This is a genomic window from Salinarimonas soli (assembly GCF_008386575.1).
GTDB lineage: Bacteria > Pseudomonadota > Alphaproteobacteria > Rhizobiales > Beijerinckiaceae > Salinarimonas_A > Salinarimonas_A soli.
This window is the reverse complement of the sequence record NZ_VUOA01000022.1, coordinates 55,262-74,466: the sequence shown is the minus strand read 5'-3', so window position 1 is coordinate 74,466 and position 19,205 is coordinate 55,262. Positions and strand designations below refer to the sequence as shown.

Annotated in this window: 17 protein-coding genes; 4 read left to right on the top strand and 13 right to left on the bottom strand. The window is 69.7% G+C overall.

Annotated elements, in window-relative coordinates:
* Window positions 1-126 precede the first annotated feature (126 nt).
* Window positions 127-930 carry a response regulator gene (locus F0L46_RS12740; protein ID WP_188311950.1) on the top strand — a complete coding sequence of 268 codons (804 nt, stop codon included), beginning with the start codon at window positions 127-129 and terminating at the stop codon, window positions 928-930.
* A gap of 286 nt (window positions 931-1,216) precedes the next feature.
* On the opposite strand, the gene lpdA is transcribed toward F0L46_RS12740, so the two are convergent.
* From lpdA to F0L46_RS12700, 8 genes are all read right to left on the bottom strand, one after another.
* Window positions 1,217-2,626 carry a dihydrolipoyl dehydrogenase gene (gene lpdA, locus F0L46_RS12735; protein WP_149818062.1) on the bottom strand — a complete coding sequence of 470 codons (1,410 nt, stop codon included), beginning with the start codon at window positions 2,624-2,626 and terminating at the stop codon, window positions 1,217-1,219.
* Window positions 2,627-2,830: 204 nt separating this feature from the next.
* Window positions 2,831-4,084: a 2-oxoglutarate dehydrogenase complex dihydrolipoyllysine-residue succinyltransferase gene (gene odhB, locus F0L46_RS12730; protein WP_149818060.1), complete on the bottom strand. Its 1,254-nt coding sequence runs from the start codon at window positions 4,082-4,084 to the stop codon at window positions 2,831-2,833.
* A gap of 38 nt (window positions 4,085-4,122) precedes the next feature.
* Complete coding sequence (locus F0L46_RS12725) at window positions 4,123-4,443, bottom strand: YciI family protein (protein WP_149818058.1); 321 nt, start codon at window positions 4,441-4,443, stop codon at window positions 4,123-4,125.
* A gap of 14 nt (window positions 4,444-4,457) precedes the next feature.
* The gene (locus F0L46_RS12720; protein WP_149818055.1) at window positions 4,458-7,418 is read right to left on the bottom strand and encodes a 2-oxoglutarate dehydrogenase E1 component; all 2,961 of its coding nucleotides are present in this window, start codon (window positions 7,416-7,418) and stop codon (window positions 4,458-4,460) included.
* A 173-nt stretch (window positions 7,419-7,591) separates the two neighbouring features.
* Entirely contained in the window at window positions 7,592-8,476 is an 885-nt protein-coding gene (sucD, locus tag F0L46_RS12715) for a succinate--CoA ligase subunit alpha (protein WP_149818053.1), read from the bottom strand.
* A gap of 12 nt (window positions 8,477-8,488) precedes the next feature.
* Complete coding sequence (sucC, locus tag F0L46_RS12710; protein ID WP_149818051.1) at window positions 8,489-9,688, bottom strand: ADP-forming succinate--CoA ligase subunit beta; 1,200 nt, start codon at window positions 9,686-9,688, stop codon at window positions 8,489-8,491.
* A 37-nt stretch (window positions 9,689-9,725) separates the two neighbouring features.
* Window positions 9,726-10,688, bottom strand: a complete 963-nt coding sequence (gene mdh, locus F0L46_RS12705) for a malate dehydrogenase (RefSeq protein WP_149818049.1) — start codon at window positions 10,686-10,688, stop codon at window positions 9,726-9,728.
* Window positions 10,689-10,951: 263 nt separating this feature from the next.
* Window positions 10,952-11,560: a TetR family transcriptional regulator gene (locus F0L46_RS12700; RefSeq protein WP_149818047.1), complete on the bottom strand. Its 609-nt coding sequence runs from the start codon at window positions 11,558-11,560 to the stop codon at window positions 10,952-10,954.
* 352 nt (window positions 11,561-11,912) lie between these two features.
* Here F0L46_RS12700 and F0L46_RS12695 point away from each other — a divergent pair, with 352 nt between their 5' ends.
* Window positions 11,913-13,622 carry an MFS transporter gene (locus F0L46_RS12695; protein ID WP_240539978.1) on the top strand — a complete coding sequence of 570 codons (1,710 nt, stop codon included), beginning with the start codon at window positions 11,913-11,915 and terminating at the stop codon, window positions 13,620-13,622.
* Window positions 13,623-13,713: 91 nt separating this feature from the next.
* Here the strand turns inward: F0L46_RS12695 and zapE are convergent, their stop codons facing one another.
* Together zapE and F0L46_RS12685 are read right to left on the bottom strand one after the other, a co-directional pair.
* Window positions 13,714-14,919 (bottom strand): cell division protein ZapE, encoded by a 1,206-nt coding sequence (gene zapE, locus F0L46_RS12690; protein WP_149818045.1) that lies wholly within the window; start codon window positions 14,917-14,919, stop codon window positions 13,714-13,716.
* Between the two features lie 84 nt (window positions 14,920-15,003).
* Window positions 15,004-15,477, bottom strand: a complete 474-nt coding sequence (locus F0L46_RS12685; protein ID WP_149818043.1) for a hypothetical protein — start codon at window positions 15,475-15,477, stop codon at window positions 15,004-15,006.
* Window positions 15,478-15,623: 146 nt separating this feature from the next.
* On the opposite strand from F0L46_RS12685, the gene F0L46_RS12680 reads away from it, so the two are divergent.
* Together F0L46_RS12680 and F0L46_RS12675 are read left to right on the top strand one after the other, a co-directional pair.
* A complete protein-coding gene (locus F0L46_RS12680; protein WP_149818042.1) occupies window positions 15,624-16,223 on the top strand; it encodes a GNAT family N-acetyltransferase in 600 nt (199 codons plus the stop codon).
* A gap of 135 nt (window positions 16,224-16,358) precedes the next feature.
* Window positions 16,359-17,582, top strand: a complete 1,224-nt coding sequence (locus F0L46_RS12675) for an adenylate/guanylate cyclase domain-containing protein (RefSeq protein ID WP_149818040.1) — start codon at window positions 16,359-16,361, stop codon at window positions 17,580-17,582.
* A 158-nt stretch (window positions 17,583-17,740) separates the two neighbouring features.
* Here the strand turns inward: F0L46_RS12675 and F0L46_RS12670 are convergent, their stop codons facing one another.
* The 3 genes from F0L46_RS12670 to F0L46_RS12660 are packed head-to-tail and all read right to left on the bottom strand — an operon-like array spanning window position 17,741 to window position 19,125.
* Window positions 17,741-18,055, bottom strand: a complete 315-nt coding sequence (locus F0L46_RS12670) for a DUF2293 domain-containing protein (RefSeq protein WP_149818038.1) — start codon at window positions 18,053-18,055, stop codon at window positions 17,741-17,743.
* A 45-nt stretch (window positions 18,056-18,100) separates the two neighbouring features.
* A complete protein-coding gene (locus tag F0L46_RS12665) occupies window positions 18,101-18,502 on the bottom strand; it encodes a carboxymuconolactone decarboxylase family protein (protein ID WP_149818036.1) in 402 nt (133 codons plus the stop codon).
* Window positions 18,502-19,125 carry an AprI/Inh family metalloprotease inhibitor gene (locus F0L46_RS12660; protein ID WP_149818034.1) on the bottom strand — a complete coding sequence of 208 codons (624 nt, stop codon included), beginning with the start codon at window positions 19,123-19,125 and terminating at the stop codon, window positions 18,502-18,504. Before F0L46_RS12660 ends, F0L46_RS12665 begins: the two co-directional genes overlap by 1 nt.
* Window positions 19,126-19,205: the final 80 nt, after the last annotated feature.

Below are 19,205 nucleotides of genomic sequence, written 5' to 3'. Positions count from 1 at the left end.
GCGAGTTGCCTGGTAACCTTATGAAAAGGTTCACGGGTTAAGGTCACATGGTCACACGAACACGTTAGGTGAAGGATGCCCAGCCACGCACCCCGACGGCCTGCGGCGGCAGGACCCCGATGGAGGGTGCTGGTCGCGGACGACATGGCCGGCACGCGGCTCCAGCTGTCGGTGGCGATCCGCGCCTTCGACCCCAACGTCGCGATCCTCGAGGCGGATACCGGCCGCGCGACCCTCGACTGCCTCACGAGAGAGCAGCCGGAGGTCGCCTTCGTGTCGCTGCAGCTGCCCGAGGTCACGGGGGCCGAGGCGCTCGCCATCGCCCGCATGAAGGGCGCCCGGCCGGTCTCGATCCTGATGTCGAACCTCGTCCTGCCGCGCTGGGTCGACCTATCGACGGAGCTCGAGGCCTACGAGTTCCTGAAGAAGCCCTTCGACCCCGAGCATGTCGTGCAGCTCCTGCGCGCCATGGAGCGGATGCTCCGGCCGGCCCGCACGCTGCTCATCGAGGAATCGGGCCAGGCCCGCCAGGTCATCCGGCGGATGCTGGAGGGCAGCCGGTTCAACCTGGAGATCGACGAGACGGAGGACGCGCGCTACGGCCTGAAGCTCATGCGCCTGACCTCCTACGACCTCGTGATCGTGGACGCCAACCTGTCGGGGGGCAACGGCCTGGAGATCGCGTGCCAGACCCGCGAGATCTCGCCCCAGAGCCGCATCCTGCTCACGGCGGGGGGCGACATGGCGCGCCACGCCTCCGCCGCCAAGCAGTTCGGCATCGCGGCGCTGCTCGCCAAGCCGTTCTATTCCCGCGACGTCGACATCGCGCTCCACGCCGCTTTCGAGCTTCGCCGGCCCTACCTGCTCAACGCGATCCGCAAGGTGACCACCGCGGCGGCCGTGCAGCCGGGTAAGGCCGCGGCGCGGTAGGGGGCGGGGCGTAGGATCCAACGGACAAGCTCAACGTGTCATCCCCGGCCGGAGGCGGCTTGTCCGCCGGAGGGGAAGCACGCTTGCGTGCCAAGAAGGGGATCCAGCATGACTTGATGTCGCGTAGCGACGCCTTGCGCCCGTCCAGGGCCCTTGGCGGGCCAACGCGAGCCGCTGCGCGGCAGCATCATTGCGCTGGATCCCCTTCCCCTCCACTGACCTGACGGTCAGTTCCGGCCGGGGATGACAAGGTCGAGCTCGCCCATCGCGTGCGAGCCCCCTCCCCTCACATATGGATCGCGCGCTTCTCCACGCCCAGAGCCGCTTCCTTCACGGCCTCGGCCAGGGTCGGGTGGGCGTGGCAGGTGCGGGCGATGTCCTCCGACGAGGCGCCGAACTCCATCGCCACCGCCACCTCGTGGATGAGGTTGCCGGCCTCGGGGCCGATGATGTGGGCGCCGAGCACCCGGTCGGTGGCGGCATCGGCGAGGATCTTCACGAAGCCGTCGGTCTGGCCGTTGGCCTTGGCGCGGCCGTTGGCCGTGAAGGGGAACTTGCCCACCGAATAGCTCACGCCCTCGGCCTTGAGCTCCTCCTCGGACTTGCCGACCGAGGCGACCTCCGGGAACGTGTAGACCACGTTCGGGATCACGCCGTAGTTCACGTGGCCGCCCTTGCCGGCGATCATCTCGGCGAGCGCGATGCCCTCGTCCTCCGCCTTGTGGGCGAGCATGGGGCCGGCGATCACGTCGCCGATGGCGTAGATGCCCGGCACGTTGGTGGCGTAGTGCGCGTCGACCACCACGCGCCCCTTGTCGTCTTTGGCGACGCCGACGCCCTCCAGGCCGAGCCCGTCGGTGTAGGGCACGCGGCCGATGGAGACGAGCACCACGTCGACGTCGAGGGTCTCAGGGGTTCCGCCCGCGGCGGGCTCCAGGGTCACGCGGGCGCCCGCATTCGTGGTCTCGACGCCCGTCACCTTGGTGGAGAGGCGGAATTGCATGCCCTGCTTGCCGAGGATGCGCTGGAACTGCTTCCCGATCTCGACATCCATCCCCGGCAGGATGCGGTCGAGATACTCGACCACGGTCACCTCGGCGCCAAGCCGCCGCCACACCGAGCCGAGCTCGAGCCCGATCACGCCCGCGCCGATGACGAGCAGCTTGCCCGGCACCGTCTCGAGGGTGAGCGCCCCCGTGGAGGACACCACCGTCCGCTCGTCGATCTCAACGCCGCGCAGGCGCGTCACGTCGGAGCCGGTGGCGATGACGATGCTCTTGGCTTGGAACGTCTTGGTCGAGCCGTCGTCGGCCGTGACCTCGATCTGGCCCGGCGCCGTGATGCGGCCCGTGCCCTGGTGGGCGTCAATCTTGTTCTTCTTGAGCAGGAACTCGACGCCCTTGGTGTTGCCGTCGACGCCTTCCGACTTGAAGCCCATCATCTTCTGGAGGTCGAGCTTCGTCTCGCCCACCACGATGCCGAGATCGGCGAAGTGCTTCTTCGACTCCTCGAAGAGGTGCGAGGCGTGGAGCAGCGCCTTGGAGGGGATGCAGCCCACGTTGAGGCAGGTCCCGCCATGGGTCTTGCGCTTCTCGACCACCGCGGTTTTGAGCCCCAGCTGGGCCGCCCGGATGGCGCACACATAGCCGCCGGGGCCGGTGCCGATGACGATGAGGTCGTAGGGGGCGTCGCTCATGGGAGGTCTCGTAGGGCGGGGTATGGCAGGAATATGGGGGGCGGGCGGAGCGGGCGGAAGCGGGGGCTTGCCGCACCCGATCGCGTTTCGGCGCACCGCCCTGTCAGGCAGGGCCGGGCTTGTCCTTCGACCGGTCTACCCGTCGGCCTGGGTCCCCGGGTCAAGCCCGGGGACGACGACGAGGGTGGGGCAGCGCCGGGGCGATCAGAGGTCCAGCACGAGGCGCGCCGGGTCCTCAAGCGCCTCCTTGACCCGCACCAGGAAGGTCACCGCCTCCTTGCCGTCGACGATGCGGTGGTCGTAGGAGAGCGCCAGGTACATCATCGGCCGCGCCTCGATCTTGCCGCCGCGCACCACCGGCCGCTCCTCGATGCGGTGCATGCCGAGGATGCCCGATTGCGGCGCGTTGAGGATCGGGGTCGACATCAACGAGCCGTAGATGCCGCCGTTGGTGATCGTGAAGGTGCCGCCCTGCATCTCCTCGATGCCGAGCTTGCCGTCGCGCGCCCGCTTGCCGAAATCCGCGATCGTCTTCTCGATGGTCGCGATCGACATCCGGTCGGCGTCGCGCACCACGGGAACCACGAGGCCCTTCTCGGTGCCGACCGCGATGCCGACATGGTAGTAGTTCTTGTAGACGAGGTCCTGCCCGTCGATCTCGGCGTTCACGGCCGGGATCTCCTTCAGGGCCTGGATCACGGCCTTGGTGAAGAAGCCCATGAAGCCGAGCTTCACCCCGTGCTTCTTCTCGAACACGTCCTTGTATTGCTGACGCATCTGCATCACGGCGCCCATGTCCACATCGTTGAACGTGGTGAGCATGGCGGCGGTGTTCTGCGCCTCCTTGAGGCGGCGCGCGATGGTCTGGCGCAGCTTCGTCATGCGCACGCGCTCCTCGCGCGACGCGTCGTCGGGGGCGGAGGGGGGGCGCATCTGGACCGGGGCGGGCGCGGGAGCTTGCGCCGTGGCGCCGCCGGTCGCGATGGCGGCCAGCATGTCGCCCTTGGTGACGCGCCCGTCCTTCCCGGAGGCCGGGACGTTCGCGGGATCGACGCCGCTCTCGCGGGCAAGACGCCCGACGGCGGGGCCGTTGTCGCGGCCCGACGTCGCCCCGGCCGCGGCCGGGGCGACGTCGCCATGGTTGCCGTAGCCCGCCGAGGTGCCCTTCTCGGCGCCGGCGGGAGCCGCCGCGGGGGCCGGAGCCGGCTGAGCGCTAGGCTTGGCGGCGCCGATGGAGCCCAGCAGGGCGCCGGGCTCCACCGTGGTGCCGTCGCCCGCCACGATGTCCCCGAGCACGCCGGAGGCCGGCGCGTTCACCTCGAGGGTGACCTTGTCGGTCTCCAGCTCCACGAGGGGCTCGTCCGCCTTCACGGCGTCGCCGGGCTTCTTGAACCAGCGGGCGACCGTCGCCTCGCTCACGGATTCGCCGAGGGTGGGTACGCGGATTTCGGTGGCCATGTCGTTGCGCGCCCCGGGGGGCGTCCCTTGTCAAGTCGTCAGGATGCTGCGGAAGCGGGGGTCGCGCGCAGGACCACCTGCGGCATCGGATGGATGTCGTACCGGAAGCCGCGGCCGGCCCGGATCACGGGGTCCGCCCCGGTGAGCGCCCGCGCGCCCGCCTCGTCGGCGATCTCGACGAGGGCGAGGCCCCAGGGCCCGGCGGGATCGAAGACGGGGCCGAAGGCGACCGCCGCGCCCTCGCGGGCGAGGCCGCCCCAATAGGCGGCGTGCTCGCCCATGAGCGCCCCCTCCTCCGGCGACATGTCGCTGGGGAAGGTGGGGCGCGGCCCGCGCAGCTGGCAGAGGAAGAAGCCCATGGCGGATCCCGTCCTCAGGCCGCGAAGGTTTCGTCCAGGAAGGCCTGGAGCTGCGCCAGGTGCTTCGACATCAGGCCCGTGGCGGTCGCGGCCGAGGCCGGGCGGCCGACATAGCGCGGACGCTTTACCTTGCCCCCCGAATGGGCGAGCACCCATTCGAGATAGGGCTCGACGAAGGTCCAGGAGCCCATGTTCTTGGGCTCCTCCTGGCACCAGATCACGTCGGCGTTCTTGAAGCGCGACAGCTCGGTGGCAAGCGACTTCAGCGGGAAGGGATAGAGCTGCTCGACGCGCATGAGATAGACGTCGTCGAGGCCCCGCTTCTCGCGCTCCTCGAAGAGGTCGTAATAGACCTTGCCCGTGCACAGGACCACGCGGCGGATCTTGTCGTCACGCACGAGCTTCACGCCCTCGGGCGCGAGCTGCGCGTCGTCCCATAGGACCCGGTGGAAGGTCGAGCCCGAGGCCAGCTCGTCGAGGCGTGAGACGCAGCGCTTGTGACGCAGCAGGCTCTTCGGGGTCATGAGGATGAGCGGCTTGCGGAAGTCGCGCTTCAGCTGCCGGCGCAGGATGTGGAAATAGTTCGCCGGGGTCGAGCAATAGGCGACCTGCATGTTGTCCTCGGCGCACATCTGCAGGAAGCGCTCGAGGCGCGCCGAGGAGTGCTCGGGCCCCTGGCCCTCGTAGCCGTGCGGCAGCAGGCAGACGAGGCCCGACATGCGCAGCCACTTGCGCTCGCCCGACGAGACGAACTGGTCGAACACCACCTGGGCGCCGTTGGCGAAGTCGCCGAACTGGGCCTCCCAGAGGGTCAGCGCGTTCGGCTCGGAGAGCGAGTAGCCGTACTCGAAGCCGAGCACCGCCTCCTCCGAGAGCATCGAGTTGATGACCTCGTAGCGGGACTGGCCCTCGCGGATGCTATTGAGCGGCGTGAACCGCTCCTCGTTCTCCTGGTCGAGGAGCACGGAGTGGCGCTGCGAGAAGGTGCCTCGCTCCACGTCCTGGCCCGACAGGCGGACGGGATGGCCCTCGACGAGCAGCGAGCCGTAGGCGAGCGCCTCCGCCATGGCCCAGTCGAGGCCCTGGCCCGTCTCCATCATGCGCTTGCGGTTGTCGAGGAAGCGCTGGATCGTGCGGTGGACGCGGAAGCCGTCCGGCACGCGGGTGAGCGCGTCGCCGATCTCGCGCAGCATGGCGGCGTCGATGCCGGTGGCGCCGCGGCGCGGATCGTCCACGTCCTCGCGCACCGCCTTGAGGCCGGCCCAGCGGCCGTCGAGCCAGTCGGCCTTGTTGGGCTTGTAGCTCTGGGCGCTGTCGAACTCCGTGTCGAGGCGCGCCCGGAACTCGGCGCGCATGGCCTCGATGTCCGCCTCGGACACGGTGCCGTCCGCGACGAGCTTTTTGGAATAGAGCTCCAGCGTCGAGGGATGCTGGCGGATGATCTTGTACATCTTCGGCTGGGTGAACGCGGGCTCGTCGCCCTCGTTGTGGCCGAAGCGCCGGTAGCAGATGATGTCGATCACCACCGGCTTCTGGAACTTCTGCCGGTACTCGGTCGCGACCTTCGCCGCGAAGACCACCGCCTCGGGGTCGTCGCCGTTGCAGTGGAAGATCGGCGCCTCGACCATCTTGGCGACGTCGGACGGATAGGGCGACGAGCGCGAGTAGCGCGGGTTCGTCGTGAAGCCGATCTGGTTGTTGATGATGACGTGGATCGAGCCGCCGGTGCGGTGCCCCTTGAGGCCCGACAGGCCGAGGCACTCGGCCACCACGCCCTGGCCCGCGAAGGCTGCGTCGCCGTGGAGCAGCAGCGGCATCACGGCCGTGCGGTTGTCGGGCTGGCAGCCGAGCTGGTCCTGCTTCGCGCGCACCTTGCCCAGCACCACGGGATCGACGATCTCCAGGTGCGAGGGGTTGGCGGTGAGCGAGAGGTGGACGTTGTTGCCGTCGAAGGCGCGGTCGGAGGACGCGCCGAGGTGGTACTTCACGTCGCCCGAGCCCTCCACGTCGTCGGGGGCGAAGGAGCCGCCCTTGAACTCGTGGAAGAGGGCGCGGTGGGGCTTGCCCATCACTTGCGTCAGCACGTTGAGGCGGCCGCGATGGGCCATGCCGAGCACGATCTCCTTCACGCCGAGGTTTCCGCCGCGCTTGATGATCTGCTCCAGGGCGGGGATGAGCGCCTCGCCGCCGTCCAGACCGAAGCGCTTGGTGCCCGTGTACTTGAGGTCGAGGAACTTCTCGAAGCCCTCCGCCTCGATGAGCTTGTTGAGGATCGCGCGCTTGCCCTCGCGGGTGAAGGTGATCTCCTTGTCGGGCCCCTCGATGCGCTCCTGGATCCAGGCCTTCTCGTCCGGGTTCGAGATGTGCATGAACTCGACGCCGAGCGTGTTGCAATAGGTGCGCTCGAGGATCGCGACGATCTCGCGGATGGTGCCGAACTCCAGGCCGAGCACCTTGTCGAGGAAGATCTTGCGGTCCCAGTCGGCTTCCGTGAAGCCGTAATGGGAGGGATGGAGCTCCACGTCCTTGTTGCGGGGCTCGAAGTTCAAGGGATCGAGATGGGCGTGGAGGTGGCCACGCATGCGATAGGCGCGGATGAGCATCAGGGCGCGCACCGAGTCCTTGGTGGCCTGCTGCACGTCCGCCTGGGAGATCTCGACGCCCTTGGCTTGCGCCTTGCCCTTGATCTTGTCGCCGACCGCCTTCTCGACCACCGTCCAGTTGCCGTCGAGCGCCGAGACGATCTCGCCGTTGGCGTGGATCGGCCAGTTGGGCTTCTTCCAGGAGGCGCCCCGGGCGTTCTTCTCGACGACCGAGCCCTCGTCCTTCAAGGCCCCGAAGAAGGCGCGCCACTGCTCGTCGACGGAGGCGGGATCCACCGTCCAGCGGGCGTAGAGGTCCTCGATGTAGCCCGCATTGGCCCCATAGAGGAACGAGGTCTGAAGAAGGGCTTCGTTGGCGTCCTGGCGTGCCATGGTGCTCTCCGGAGCGTCAACCCGGGGCGCTCGCCCGGGCGCGGCTTTGGTCCGACTGGGGGGACCGCCGGTCCGGGATCTCCGCCGCTGGAGCCCGGCTTGACGGGGTGGTGTGAGAGCGGCCCGTGGGCCGCCCGCTCGTGATCCTGATGTGGGGTCTGCGACCCCCGGTGTCAGCCCTTGAGGACCTCGACGAGGGTCTTGCCCAGCCGAGCGGGTGAGGGGGACACCTTGATCCCCGCCGCCTCCATGGCCGCGATCTTGTCCTCGGCGCCGCCCTTGCCGCCGGAGATGATCGCGCCCGCGTGGCCCATGCGCCGGCCCGGAGGGGCCGTGCGGCCGGCGATGAAGCCGACCATGGGCTTCTTGCGACCGCGCTTCGCCTCGTCGGCGATGAACTGCGCGGCCTCCTCCTCGGCCGAGCCGCCGATCTCGCCGATCATCACGATCGACTCGGTCTTGGGGTCGCCTAAGAACATCTCCAGCACGTCGATGAACTCGGTGCCCTTCACGGGGTCGCCGCCGATGCCCACCGCCGTGGTCTGGCCCAAGCCCTCGTTGGAGGTCTGGAACACGGCCTCGTAGGTGAGCGTGCCGGAGCGCGAGACGATGCCGACATTGCCCTGGCGGAAGATGTTGCCGGGCATGATGCCGATCTTGCACTCGCCCGCCGTCATCACGCCGGGGCAGTTCGGCCCGATGAGGCGCGACCTGGAGCCCGAGAGCGCCCGCTTCACCTTCACCATGTCGAGGACCGGGATCCCCTCCGTGATGCAGACGATGAGGGGGATCTCGGCGTCGACCGCCTCGAGGATCGCGTCGGCGGCGCCGGCCGGCGGCACGTAGATCACGGAGGCGTCGGCGCCCGTGGCCTCGCGGGCCTCGCGCACCGTGTCGAAGACGGGCAGGTTGAGGTGGAGCGAGCCGCCTTTGCCGGGGCTCGTGCCGCCGACCATCTTGGTCCCGTAGGCGATCGCCTGCTCGGAATGGAAGGTCCCGTTCTTGCCGGTGAAGCCCTGGCAGATGACCCGGGTCGTTGCGTCGATAAGGATGGACATCGGCCTGAAACCCTACTTCCCGCCGCGAACGGCGCTGACGATCTTCTGGGCGGCGTCGTCGAGGTCGTCCGCCGGGATGACGTTGAGGCCCGACTCGCGGATGATCCGCTTGCCTTCCTCCACGTTCGTGCCCTCGAGGCGCACCACGAGGGGCACCTGGAGGCCGACGGTCCTCACCGCGGCGATGACGCCGCGGGCGATGACGTCGCACTTCATGATCCCGCCGAAGATGTTGACGAGAATGCCCCGCACGTTCGGGTCGGCCGTGATGATCTTGAAGGCCGCCGTGACCTTCTCCTCCGACGCGCCGCCGCCGACATCGAGGAAGTTCGCCGGCTCCTCGCCGTAGAGCTTGATGATGTCGAGCGTCGCCATGGCGAGGCCTGCGCCGTTCACCATGCAGCCGATCGTGCCGTCGAGCGCGATATAGGCGAGGTCGTACTTCGAGGCCTCGATCTCCTTCTCGTCCTCCTCGCTCGTGTCGCGCAGGGAGACGATGTCGGGGTGGCGGTAGAGGGCGTTGCCGTCGAAGGACACCTTGGCGTCAAGGCAGTGGAGCCGCTGGTCCTTGGTGACGATCAGCGGGTTGATCTCCAGCATCTCCATGTCCTTGGCCATGAAGGCCGTGTAGAGGTTGGAGACGAGCCGCTCCGCCTGCTTGGCGAGGTCGCCCTTGAGGCCGAGCGCCCCGGCGACGAGGCGGCCGTGGAGCGGCATGATCCCCGAGGCCTGGTCGACCGTGAAGGTGACGATCTTCTCAGGGCTATCGTGGGCCACCTGCTCGATGTCCATGCCGCCTTCCGTGGAGACCACGAAGGCGACGCGGCTCGTGGCGCGGTCCACGAGCATGGAGAGGTAGAACTCCGCCTCGATGTCCGAGCCGTGCTCGATATAGAGGCGGTTGACCTGCTTGCCGGCCTCGCCGGTCTGGATCGTCACCAGGGTTCGGCCGAGCATCTGGCGGGCGAACTCGCCCACCTCCTCGACCGACTTGGCGAGCCGCACGCCGCCCTTCTCGCCGGCTTCCTTCTCCTTGAACTTACCCTTGCCGCGCCCGCCGGCGTGGATCTGGCTCTTCACGACCCAGAGGGGCCCGCCGAGCTCGCGCGCCGCGGCCTCGGCCTCCTCGGCCTTGAAGATCGCCCGGCCGGGGGAGACGGGCACGCCGAACTCCTTGAGCACGGCCTTGGCTTGGTATTCATGAATGTTCATGCGCGCCTCTCTCGGGCTCGTCGCCAGGGCTTCTATTTCAAGCGAGCGACGGGTTGATGGTCTTGCAGGCGTCGACGAGGCCTTGCACGGAAGCGACCGATTTCTCGAACATCGCCTTCTCCTCGCCCGTGAACTCGATGTCCACGATGCGCTCGACGCCGTTGGCGCCGATCACCACCGGCACGCCGATGAAGAGGCCGTCCACGCCGTATTGGCTCGACAGGTGCGCCGCGCAGGGCAGCATGCGGCGCTGGTCCTTGAGGTAGCTCTCGGCCATGGAGATGGCGGAGGCCGCGGGGGCGTAGTAGGCGGAGCCCGTCTTGAGGAGGGCTACGATCTCGCCGCCGCCCTTGCGGGTGCGCTCGACCATGGCGTCGAGGTCGGCCTGGCTGATCCAGCCCATCTTGACGAGGTCGGGCAGCGGCACGCCGCCGACGGACGAATAGCGCACGAGCGGCACCATGTCGTCGCCGTGGCCGCCCAGCGTATAGGCCTGCACGTCCTTCACCGAGACGCCGACCTTCTCGGCGATGAAGTGGCGGAAGCGCGCCGAGTCGAGCACGCCGGCCATGCCGACGATCTTGGTGGGCGGGAGTCCCGAGAACTTCTGGAGCGCCCACACCATGGCGTCCAGGGGATTGGTGATGCAGATCACGAAGGCATCGGGGGCATATTGCTTGATGCCGTTGCCGACCGCCTCCATGACCTTCAAATTGATGCCCAGAAGATCGTCGCGGCTCATGCCGGGCTTGCGCGGCACGCCGGCGGTGACGATCACGACGTCCGCGCCCTGGATCGCGGAATAGTCCTGGGCGCCCGTGTAGCGGGCGTCGAAGCCGTCGACGGGAGCGGACTCGGCGATGTCGAGGCCCTTGCCCTGGGGCACGCCCTCGGCGATGTCGAACAGGATCACGTCGCCGAGCTCCTTGAGGCCGACGAGATGAGCGAGGGTGCCACCGATCTGTCCTGCGCCGATGAGCGCGATCTTCTTGCGTGCCATGGGGAGATTGACCTCCAAGCGGGCGTGGGCGCCTTGCGGCGAATGGCAGCCTCTTTGACGCAAAGGCCCTCGGCCTTCAACCCTGTGCGCCCGGCGCGAGCGGACGCAGCCTCAGGGACGGGTTCCCGGGCGTGCGGATCGAGAAGCGGATTCGTGCCATCAGGGAAACGACTTAGCCGCCGGAGAGGGTTTCCTTAACGCTCCTGACGGGGGTACGTGGCAGCGTGTTACAAGTTACAAAAAATGTCAGCTCTCGTGTCGTTTCACACGCTCCCGCTCGCGAGCGAGCGCAGGATGACCCGGATCATCACGCTCAGGCGGGTGTCGAGAACGTCGCGCGGGGCCTCGGCGTCGGCTCGGACCGCGACCGGGTTGATGAAGCGGTAAACCGCGTCGATGACGAAGGCCGCGGCCCGCTCGCGGTCGCGCGGCCGGAAGGCGTCCGCCGCGACGCCCTCGTCGAGGACCCGCTCCAGGAGCGCCCGCTGCCTGGCCCGGTGCTTGCGCACCACGGGCCGCAGGGCCTGGGCCGCGCCCGCATAGGCGTCGAACAGGTTGGGGTCGCTCTCCAGGCAGTCGCGATGGGCATGGGCGACGGCGAGCAGCAGTCGCTCCAGCTTGTCGTCCGCCGGATCGGGCGCGTCCGCGATGGCCGCGAGATCCACCTCCAGGGTCTTGAGCCATTGGGCCACGACGGCGTCGACGAGGTCGGACTTCGAGGGGAAGTAGCGATAGACGTTGGCGTGCGTCATGCCGGCGTCCTCCGCCACGCCGACCACGGTGAGGCGCCGGCGCCCGAAACGGCGCAGATGCGCCCCCGCGATGGCGAGGAGGCGGGCGTCGACGGAGGGTTTCTGGGTGGAACCGAGCATGGCGAAGACGAGCGATCCTGCCCCAAACGGCCGGGCGGCGCCAGGGGCGCCGACGTCGAGGCGGACAGGGGCCTTCCGTGGGGGACGCTCAAGTCTTGTTGCAGTGCAAACGAAGCGAAACCTTGGCCGGGCCACCGGGCGCCTTATTAGACGAAAGTTTCAACACCAATTGATAAGGGTTTCACAGGTGGAATGCGGGCTGGGGCCGGTTTAGAACGGGGGCAGAGTGGCACGGCCTAGGGACGGCCTCGACAAGATCCCCGCCCCCGGGCGTTGCAGCCCGGGGCGAGCGCCGCGCCACTTGCACACACAAGCGAATGCAGGCGCCCTTAGAGCCTGCCGGAGGAAGCCCATGGCTGTAACGACCGCGACAACGCCTGCCGCCGCTGCGAACAATCGCGCGCGGCCGATGACCGGGGAGGAGAAGAAGGTCATTCTCGCCTCCTCGCTCGGCACGATCTTCGAGTGGTACGACTTCTACCTCTACGGCACCCTCGCCGTGATCATCGGCCGGCAGTTCTTCTCCGCCTTCGATCCGAGCACGCAGGCGATCTTCGCCCTGCTCGCCTTCGCGGCGGGCTTCCTCGTGCGCCCGTTCGGCGCCCTCGTCTTCGGCCGCCTGGGCGACCTCGTCGGCCGCAAGTACACCTTCATGGTCACGATCCTGATCATGGGCGTGTCGACCTTCCTCGTCGGCCTGCTGCCGAGCTACAACCAGATCGGCTGGGCGGCGCCCGTCGCCCTCATCGTGCTGCGCATGCTCCAGGGCCTCGCGCTGGGCGGCGAGTACGGCGGCGCGGCGGTCTATGTGGCCGAGCACGCTCCCGTGGGACGCCGCGGCTTCTACACCGCCTGGATCCAGACCACGGCGACCGTGGGCCTGCTCCTCTCCATCGCCGTGATCGTGACCCTGCGCCTGTCGATGGGCGAGCAGGCCTTCCAGACCGACTTCCCGCTCTTCGCGGGCCTGCAGGGCGGATGGCGCGTGCCGTTCCTCCTCTCGGTCCTGCTGCTCGGCATCTCGGTCTACATCCGCATGCAGATGAACGAGAGCCCGGCCTATCGTAAGATGAAGGAGGAGGGCACCCAGTCCAAGGCGCCGCTCTCCGAGGCCTTCGGCCAGTGGAAGAACGGCAAGGTGGTGCTCATCGCGCTGCTCGGCCTCGTCGTGGGCCAGGCCGTCGTCTGGTACACGGGCCAGTTCTACGCCCTGTTCTTCCTCCAGAGCATCCTGAAGGTCGACCTCCTCACGGCGAACGTGCTCATCGCGTGGTCGCTGCTGCTCGGCACCGGCGGGTTCATCTTCTTCGGCTCGCTCTCGGACCGCATTGGCCGCAAGCCGATCATCCTCGGCGGCTGCCTCATCGCGGCGATCACCTACTTCCCGCTCTTCCAGGCGCTCACGGCGACGGCCAACCCGACCTATGCCCGCGCCATCGAGACCGTGAAGATCACCGTGACGGCGGATCCGGCCACCTGCGGCTCGCTCTTCGATCCCGTGGGCATCCGGACCTTCACCACGCCCTGCGACGTGACCCGCCGCACCCTCTCGCAGCAGGCCCTTCGCTACAACCTGGCGCCCGCTCCGGCCGGCACGCCCACGACCGTCAATGTCGGCGGCACCGACGTACCGGTGGCGAACTTCGCCCAGGCGATCGGCCCGGCCTCCGTCGCGGCCGGCTACCCGGCGGCGAACGATCCCGCCAAGGTGAAGGTGGACGGGTTCTTCTCGGCGCTGGGCAACGCCCAGGCCCTGAAGATCATCGGCATCCTCACGATCATGGTGCTCTACGTGACGGCCGTGTACGGCCCGATCGCCGCCGCGCTCGTCGAGTTCTTCCCGACCCGCATCCGCTACACCGCCATGTCGCTGCCCTACCACATCGGCAACGGCTGGTTCGGCGGCCTGCTGCCGGCGACGTCCTTCGCCATCGTGGCTTCCACGGGCGACATCTATGCCGGCCTCTGGTACCCCATCGGCTTCGCGCTCATGACCTTCGTCATCGGCCTGCTGCTGGTGCCCGAGACCAAGGATCGCGACATCTTCACCTACACGAACTGATCGCGGCGGCCGCCCCGGCCGATGCCGGGACGGCCCCTCGACGGCACGCCTATACAAGGCCCTCCCCCGGGAGGGCCTTTTTTCATGCGGGTCAGGTCTCGACGAGGCCGGTGGTCGCGCCCGAGGCGGCCGAGTCCGGGCTGCCGTGGGGCAGCGACAGGTAGTCCTCGGACCGCATCTCGATGAGGCGGGACACCGTGCGGTCGAACTCGAACGCCTCGCGGCCGTCCTCGGCGACGTAGAGGTCGGGCGCCTCGGCGTCGGCGGAGGCCAGCAGCTTCACGCGGCGGTCGTAGAGCGCGTCGATCAGCGTGATGAAACGCTTGGCCTCGTTGCGGCGCGACAGGTCCATGCGCGGGATCCCCTCGAGGATGAGGGTGTGGAAGCGCTGGGCCAGGGCGAGATAATCGGCCGCGCCGAGCGGCTTCATGCACAAATCCGCGAAGGAGGCCCGGGCCACGCCGCCCGCGGCCTGCGGGATGTCGAGGTCGTGGCCCTTCACGGTGAGCCGCACCGGCTGGCCCCGCGCGCGTCCCGAGAGGCGGCGGAAGGCGTCGTCGAGGGCGCGGCCTGCCGCCTCGTCCGCCGGCACGTGATAGACGGAACCGCCGGCGAGCTTCTCCAGGCGGAAATCCGTGCGCGCGTCGAGGCGCAAGACCTCCATGCGCTCCTTCAGAAGGTCGATGAACGGCAGGAAGAGCGCGCGGTTGAGGCCGCCCTCGTAGAGCCGGTCGGGCTCCACGTTCGAGGTCGCCACCACGACCACCCCGTGCCCGAACAGGGCCGTGAAGAGGCGCCCGAGGATCATGGCGTCGGCGATGTCGGTGACGGCGAACTCGTCGAAGCACAGGATCGCCGCCTCGTCGGCCAGCGCCCGCGCCACGGGGGCGATCGGGTCGTCGCCCCGCACCTCGCCCGCCTTCAGGAGCGCCCGATAGGCGTGGATGCGCTCGTGGACGTCGGCCATGAAGGCGTGGAAGTGCACGCGGCGCTTCGAGGCCGCGGGCAGGCTCTCGAAGAACAGGTCCATGAGCATGGTCTTGCCGCGCCCGACCGAGCCCCAGATGTAGAGGCCCCGGGTGGGCGGCGCATCGCGCCCGCGGCGCCCGAACAGCCATCCCAAGGGGCTCGCCTTGCGGGCGAGGCGGTGCTCGGCGAGCGTGGCGCTCAGGCGGTCGAGGCGGCGCAGCAGGCCCACCTGCGCCGGGTCGCGCTCGATCGCTCCCGCCGCCACGAGGGCGTCGTAGCGCGACGAGACGGATCCGGCGGGCGCGAGGGAGGACGGGGCGGGCGACACGGGCTCCGATTAGCGGGGCGGGAGCGCGAGGGCAACGGGGGCGCGGCGTTCACCCGCCCCGGCGATGCCCCCGCCCGCTCCCTGTCAGAGCCGGCGGGCGATGTTGCGCGCGACGAGAGCCGCCACCACGCCGAAGACGGCGTGCATGGCGAGCTGGCCGGCATGGGTGCCGGGGCTCTTGTTCCAGGGCTTCTTGGTGATCGTGAGCGCGGGGCCGATGAGGCCCAGGTTGATCGCATGCACGCCGAGGCCGAAAAGGAGGCCCGAGACCGTCGGCGACACGTCGACCCGGCCCTGCATGGCGCCGAAGGCCGCGCCCAGCGCCATCGAGGCCGCGAGGTGGCCGCCATAGGCGATTGTCTGCTCGCGGGCGTCGGGATCGCGCTTGAGCGCCTCGCGGTCGGCCCCCGCGTGATAGGCGACCCAGCGCTCGACCTTCACGGGGAGCGGCTGCTCCACGCCCATGCGCTCGGCGGCCATCATGGCGCCCGTGAGCACGATCCCGCCGGCGAGCCCGCCGACGGCTCCTGCGGTGACATCCCGCGACATCTGGTTCATCTCGATCTCCTGCCAAGAACAGCCGCCGGGGCGCCGTGAGGGCGCATCGTCCGGAGCGGTCGGTGTGGGGCGTCAACTCGGCACGGACGGCAAAAGTTCGCGGGATCCCGGCGGAACGGGCCCGCGCGCTCCGCCGTTGAAGCGGCATGTTGCAGCGCACAATCGCCACCGACCCCATCCGCCTCCCCTCCCCCTCGCTCCCCGCCACCGGCATCATCCGCCGCCTGTGGCCCGGCGACGTCGCGCTCGTGCGGGACCATCTCCTGCGGCTCGATCCCGACTCGCGGCGCTCGCGCTTCACGGGCGCGGTGTCGGACGCGTTCCTGGAAACCTACGCCGAGCGCGCCCTCCTCTCCGACGGCCTCGTGCTAGGCTACCGGGCCGGCGATGGTTTGCGGGGTGTCGCCGAGCTGCAGATGGTGGACGAGACCCGCGCCGAGGCGGCCTTCAGCGTGGAGGCGGGCTATCGCCGCCGCGGCGTCGGCGCGGCCCTGTTCCGCCGCATCCTGCTCGGCGCCCGCAACCGCGGCGCCCGGACGGTGCACCTGCGCTGCCTGCCGCACAACCGCGCCATGCAGGCGCTTGCCCGCCGCCACGGCGCCCGTCTGGTCTTCGACGGCGACGAGATGGTGGGCGAGGTCGCGACCCGCGGCCCGACGCCCGCCTCCATCTGGGAGGAGGCGTTCGCCGAAGGGCTGACCCTGCCGCTTGCGCTCCTTGACCGCCGGCCGCGCCTGACGGCGTGAGGCCGGGCCCGCGGGTCACCCCCGCCGGCCGCGATTGCCGCACATGTGCCATGCGTTCCCGCAACGGTGTGCCCCCGAGGCCTTTGCGGGGGATCGTGCCGCGCTTATGTGCCGGCAGCGAACCGGGAGCGTGCGATGGATCTGGCGACACGAACGGGGGTTCATCGCGCCGTCACCGAGGCGGGGCTTGCCGGGATCGCCGAGACGGAGCTCCTGACCCTGTTCTGCGCGGAGCTCGTCGGGCGCGGGCTGCCCCTGGCGCGCGGCACCGTGCTCGTCGACACGCTCCACCCCGTGCACGAGGGACGGGCCTTCCTCTGGCGCGAGCAGGAGCCCGAGAAGACCAGCCTTGTCGAGTACGGCCGCATCTCGGCGAGCGAGGAGGCTCAGGCGCGGTGGCGGCGCAGCGTCTTCCACCACCTTCTCGAGACGGGACAGCCGCTCATGCGCTGCCGCCTCGACCGGCCGTCGAACGGCGATTTCCCGATGCTCGACGAGCTCAGGGCGGAGGGCCACACGGAACATGTCGTCCTCATCAGCCGCTTCGCCGAGGAGCGGGGCGTCGGCGAGATGGACTGCGTCTATTCGAGCTGGACGACGAGCCATCCTGGCGGCTTCTCGGACGAGCAGGTCGCGGCCCTGACCGAGCTCGTCCCGTCCCTCGCCCTCGCGGTGAAGTGCAAGTCCCTCGCCCGGATCGCCGAGACCCTGGTGGAGACCTATCTCGGGGCCGATGCGGGCCGGCGGGTCCTGAGCGGGCGAATCGAGCGCGGGGTCGCCGACCGGATCGGGGCCGTCCTCTGGTTCAGCGACCTGCGCGGCTATACCGGGGTGGCCGACCGGATCGCCCCGGAGCTCCTGATCCCGTTCCTCAACGATTATGCGGACGCGATCATCACCGCGATCCACGAGGCCGGCGGGGACGTGCTCAAGCTCATGGGGGACGGGACCCTCGCGGTATTCCAGGCCGACGATCCCAGCGTCGCCTGCCGCTGCGCCCTGACCGCCCATCGCCTGGCCACCGAGCGGGTCGATGCCGTCAGCCGCGATCGCGGCGCGCGGGGCCTTCCGATCGCGGCGGCCTATGTGGCGCTGCATATCGGAGAGGTGTTCTACGGCAATGTGGGCAGCCGGGACCGGCTCGACTTCACCGTGGTGGGTCCCGCGGTGAACGAGGTGAGCCGGATCGCGACGATGTGCCGGTCCGTCGAGCGGGACCTCCTGGTGTCGAGCGCCTTCCAGGCCGCCGCGTGCCCGGAGCAGCAGGCCGGCCTCGTCTCGGTGGGCCGCTACGCCCTTCGGGGGGTGGCCCGCCCGCAGGAGCTGTTCACGCTCGATCCCGGAGGCGTGAACGGCTGAGGGTGCGCTCAGCCCTCCTCATGCTGAGGAGCGCTCGAAGAGCGCGTCTCGAAGCGCGCACCACGGTCGTGAGCCGGAGGGAGATTCCTAGAACGCCCTTCGAGGCCCCGCGTTGCTGGGCGCCTCAGGACGAGGATCGAGGGTGAAACCTCACGGCGTCAGGCCTCGTCCTCCGCGTCTCCCTGCTCCGGCAGGCGCCGGGTCGCGCCCCAGCCCTCCAGGATCCCGTCGATGGCGTCGCGCACGAAGAAGCGGGCGCTGTCGGCGTCGTAGCCCTCGGCCAGGAGCTCGTCGTACTCGGTCATGACATGGCGGATATAGGCCACGAGGGAGAGCCAGGCGGCGCGGTCGGGGGCGGCCCCGCGCAGGCCCCGGGAGTCGAGGGCATGGTCGGCCACGGCACCGAGCTCGTGGCGGGGGATGCGGGGGGCGATCAGCCTCACATGGGCTTCGATGACGGCGCGACGGCTCATGGCAGGGGTCAACGCAGGGGAGCGCGGATCGGGCGCGAGGCCCCGTCAGGGCACCGCCTTGAATGCCTCGTCGACGGGCACCTGGAGGGCGGTGGCGAGGCGGTTCGTCTGGGAGGCGGCGGCCACCACGGCGACGAGCTCCATGTACTGCGCCTCGGTCATGCCCTTGGCGCGGGCGGCGGCGGTGTGCGAGCGGATGCAGTACTCGCAATTGTTGGCGATCGAGACCGCGGCGTAGATCAGCTCCTTGGTGAGCGGATCGAGCGCGCCGGGCGCCATCACGTCGCGCACGCTCTCCCAAGTCCGGCGCATGAGCGCCGGGTCGTGGGCGAGCGCCCGCCAGAAATTGTTGACGACGTCGGTGCGGCGCAGCGCCCGGATCTCGTCGAAGACGACGCGCGCCTCGGGCGACAGCTCGTCGTCGGCGAGAAGGCGGACGGTGGACATCAGCGGGCCAGGGTCAGAGGCGCGCCGGACTTGGTGAGCGCGCCCTCCAGCGCGCCGCCGCCCGAGCGCAGCCGCGCCGCGACCGTGCCGCCGGGCTGGTAGAGATAAACCTCGCCGTCGCGGAAGTCCCAGGCCGAGACTCGGGCGAGGTCCTTGTTCTGGCAGTTCACGGTGGAGGCGCGGTAGAGGTCGAGGGCCGGCGAGGACGACAGCGTCACCCGGCAGGACGAGCCCGTGGCCTCCCGGGCGTTCCAGCCGCCGAGCACCGAGGAGCGCGACGGTCCCGAGGGCGCGGCGGGGACCGGGTTGATCGCCGCGACCTGGGCCGGGGGAGCCGCGGGGGTCGGGGGCACGTCGGCAATGACGGGGCCGCCGGCAGCCGGCACGCCCGTGTCGACGGCCGCCACCTGCGAGCCCGGCGGGGGCGGCAGGGGCTCGGCCAAGACCGAGCCCGCGGGCGCGGCGGGAGCGGGCTCGAGGGCTGTGGGCTCCGAATAGCCCGCGCCGGCTTGCGGCACGGCGGCGACGGCGCGCGGCGGGGAGCCGCCCAGGCGCGCCGACACGCAGGCCGGCAGGGCCGCGACGAGGATCAGGGCGGTGACGGGTTTCCAGGCGTGGCGCATGGCGCGGCTCCGGTCGGGCGGTCGGATTCGGGTCGGCGGGCTTGAAGGATTCTGTTCGGCCCGGAATGTGGTCGCGACAA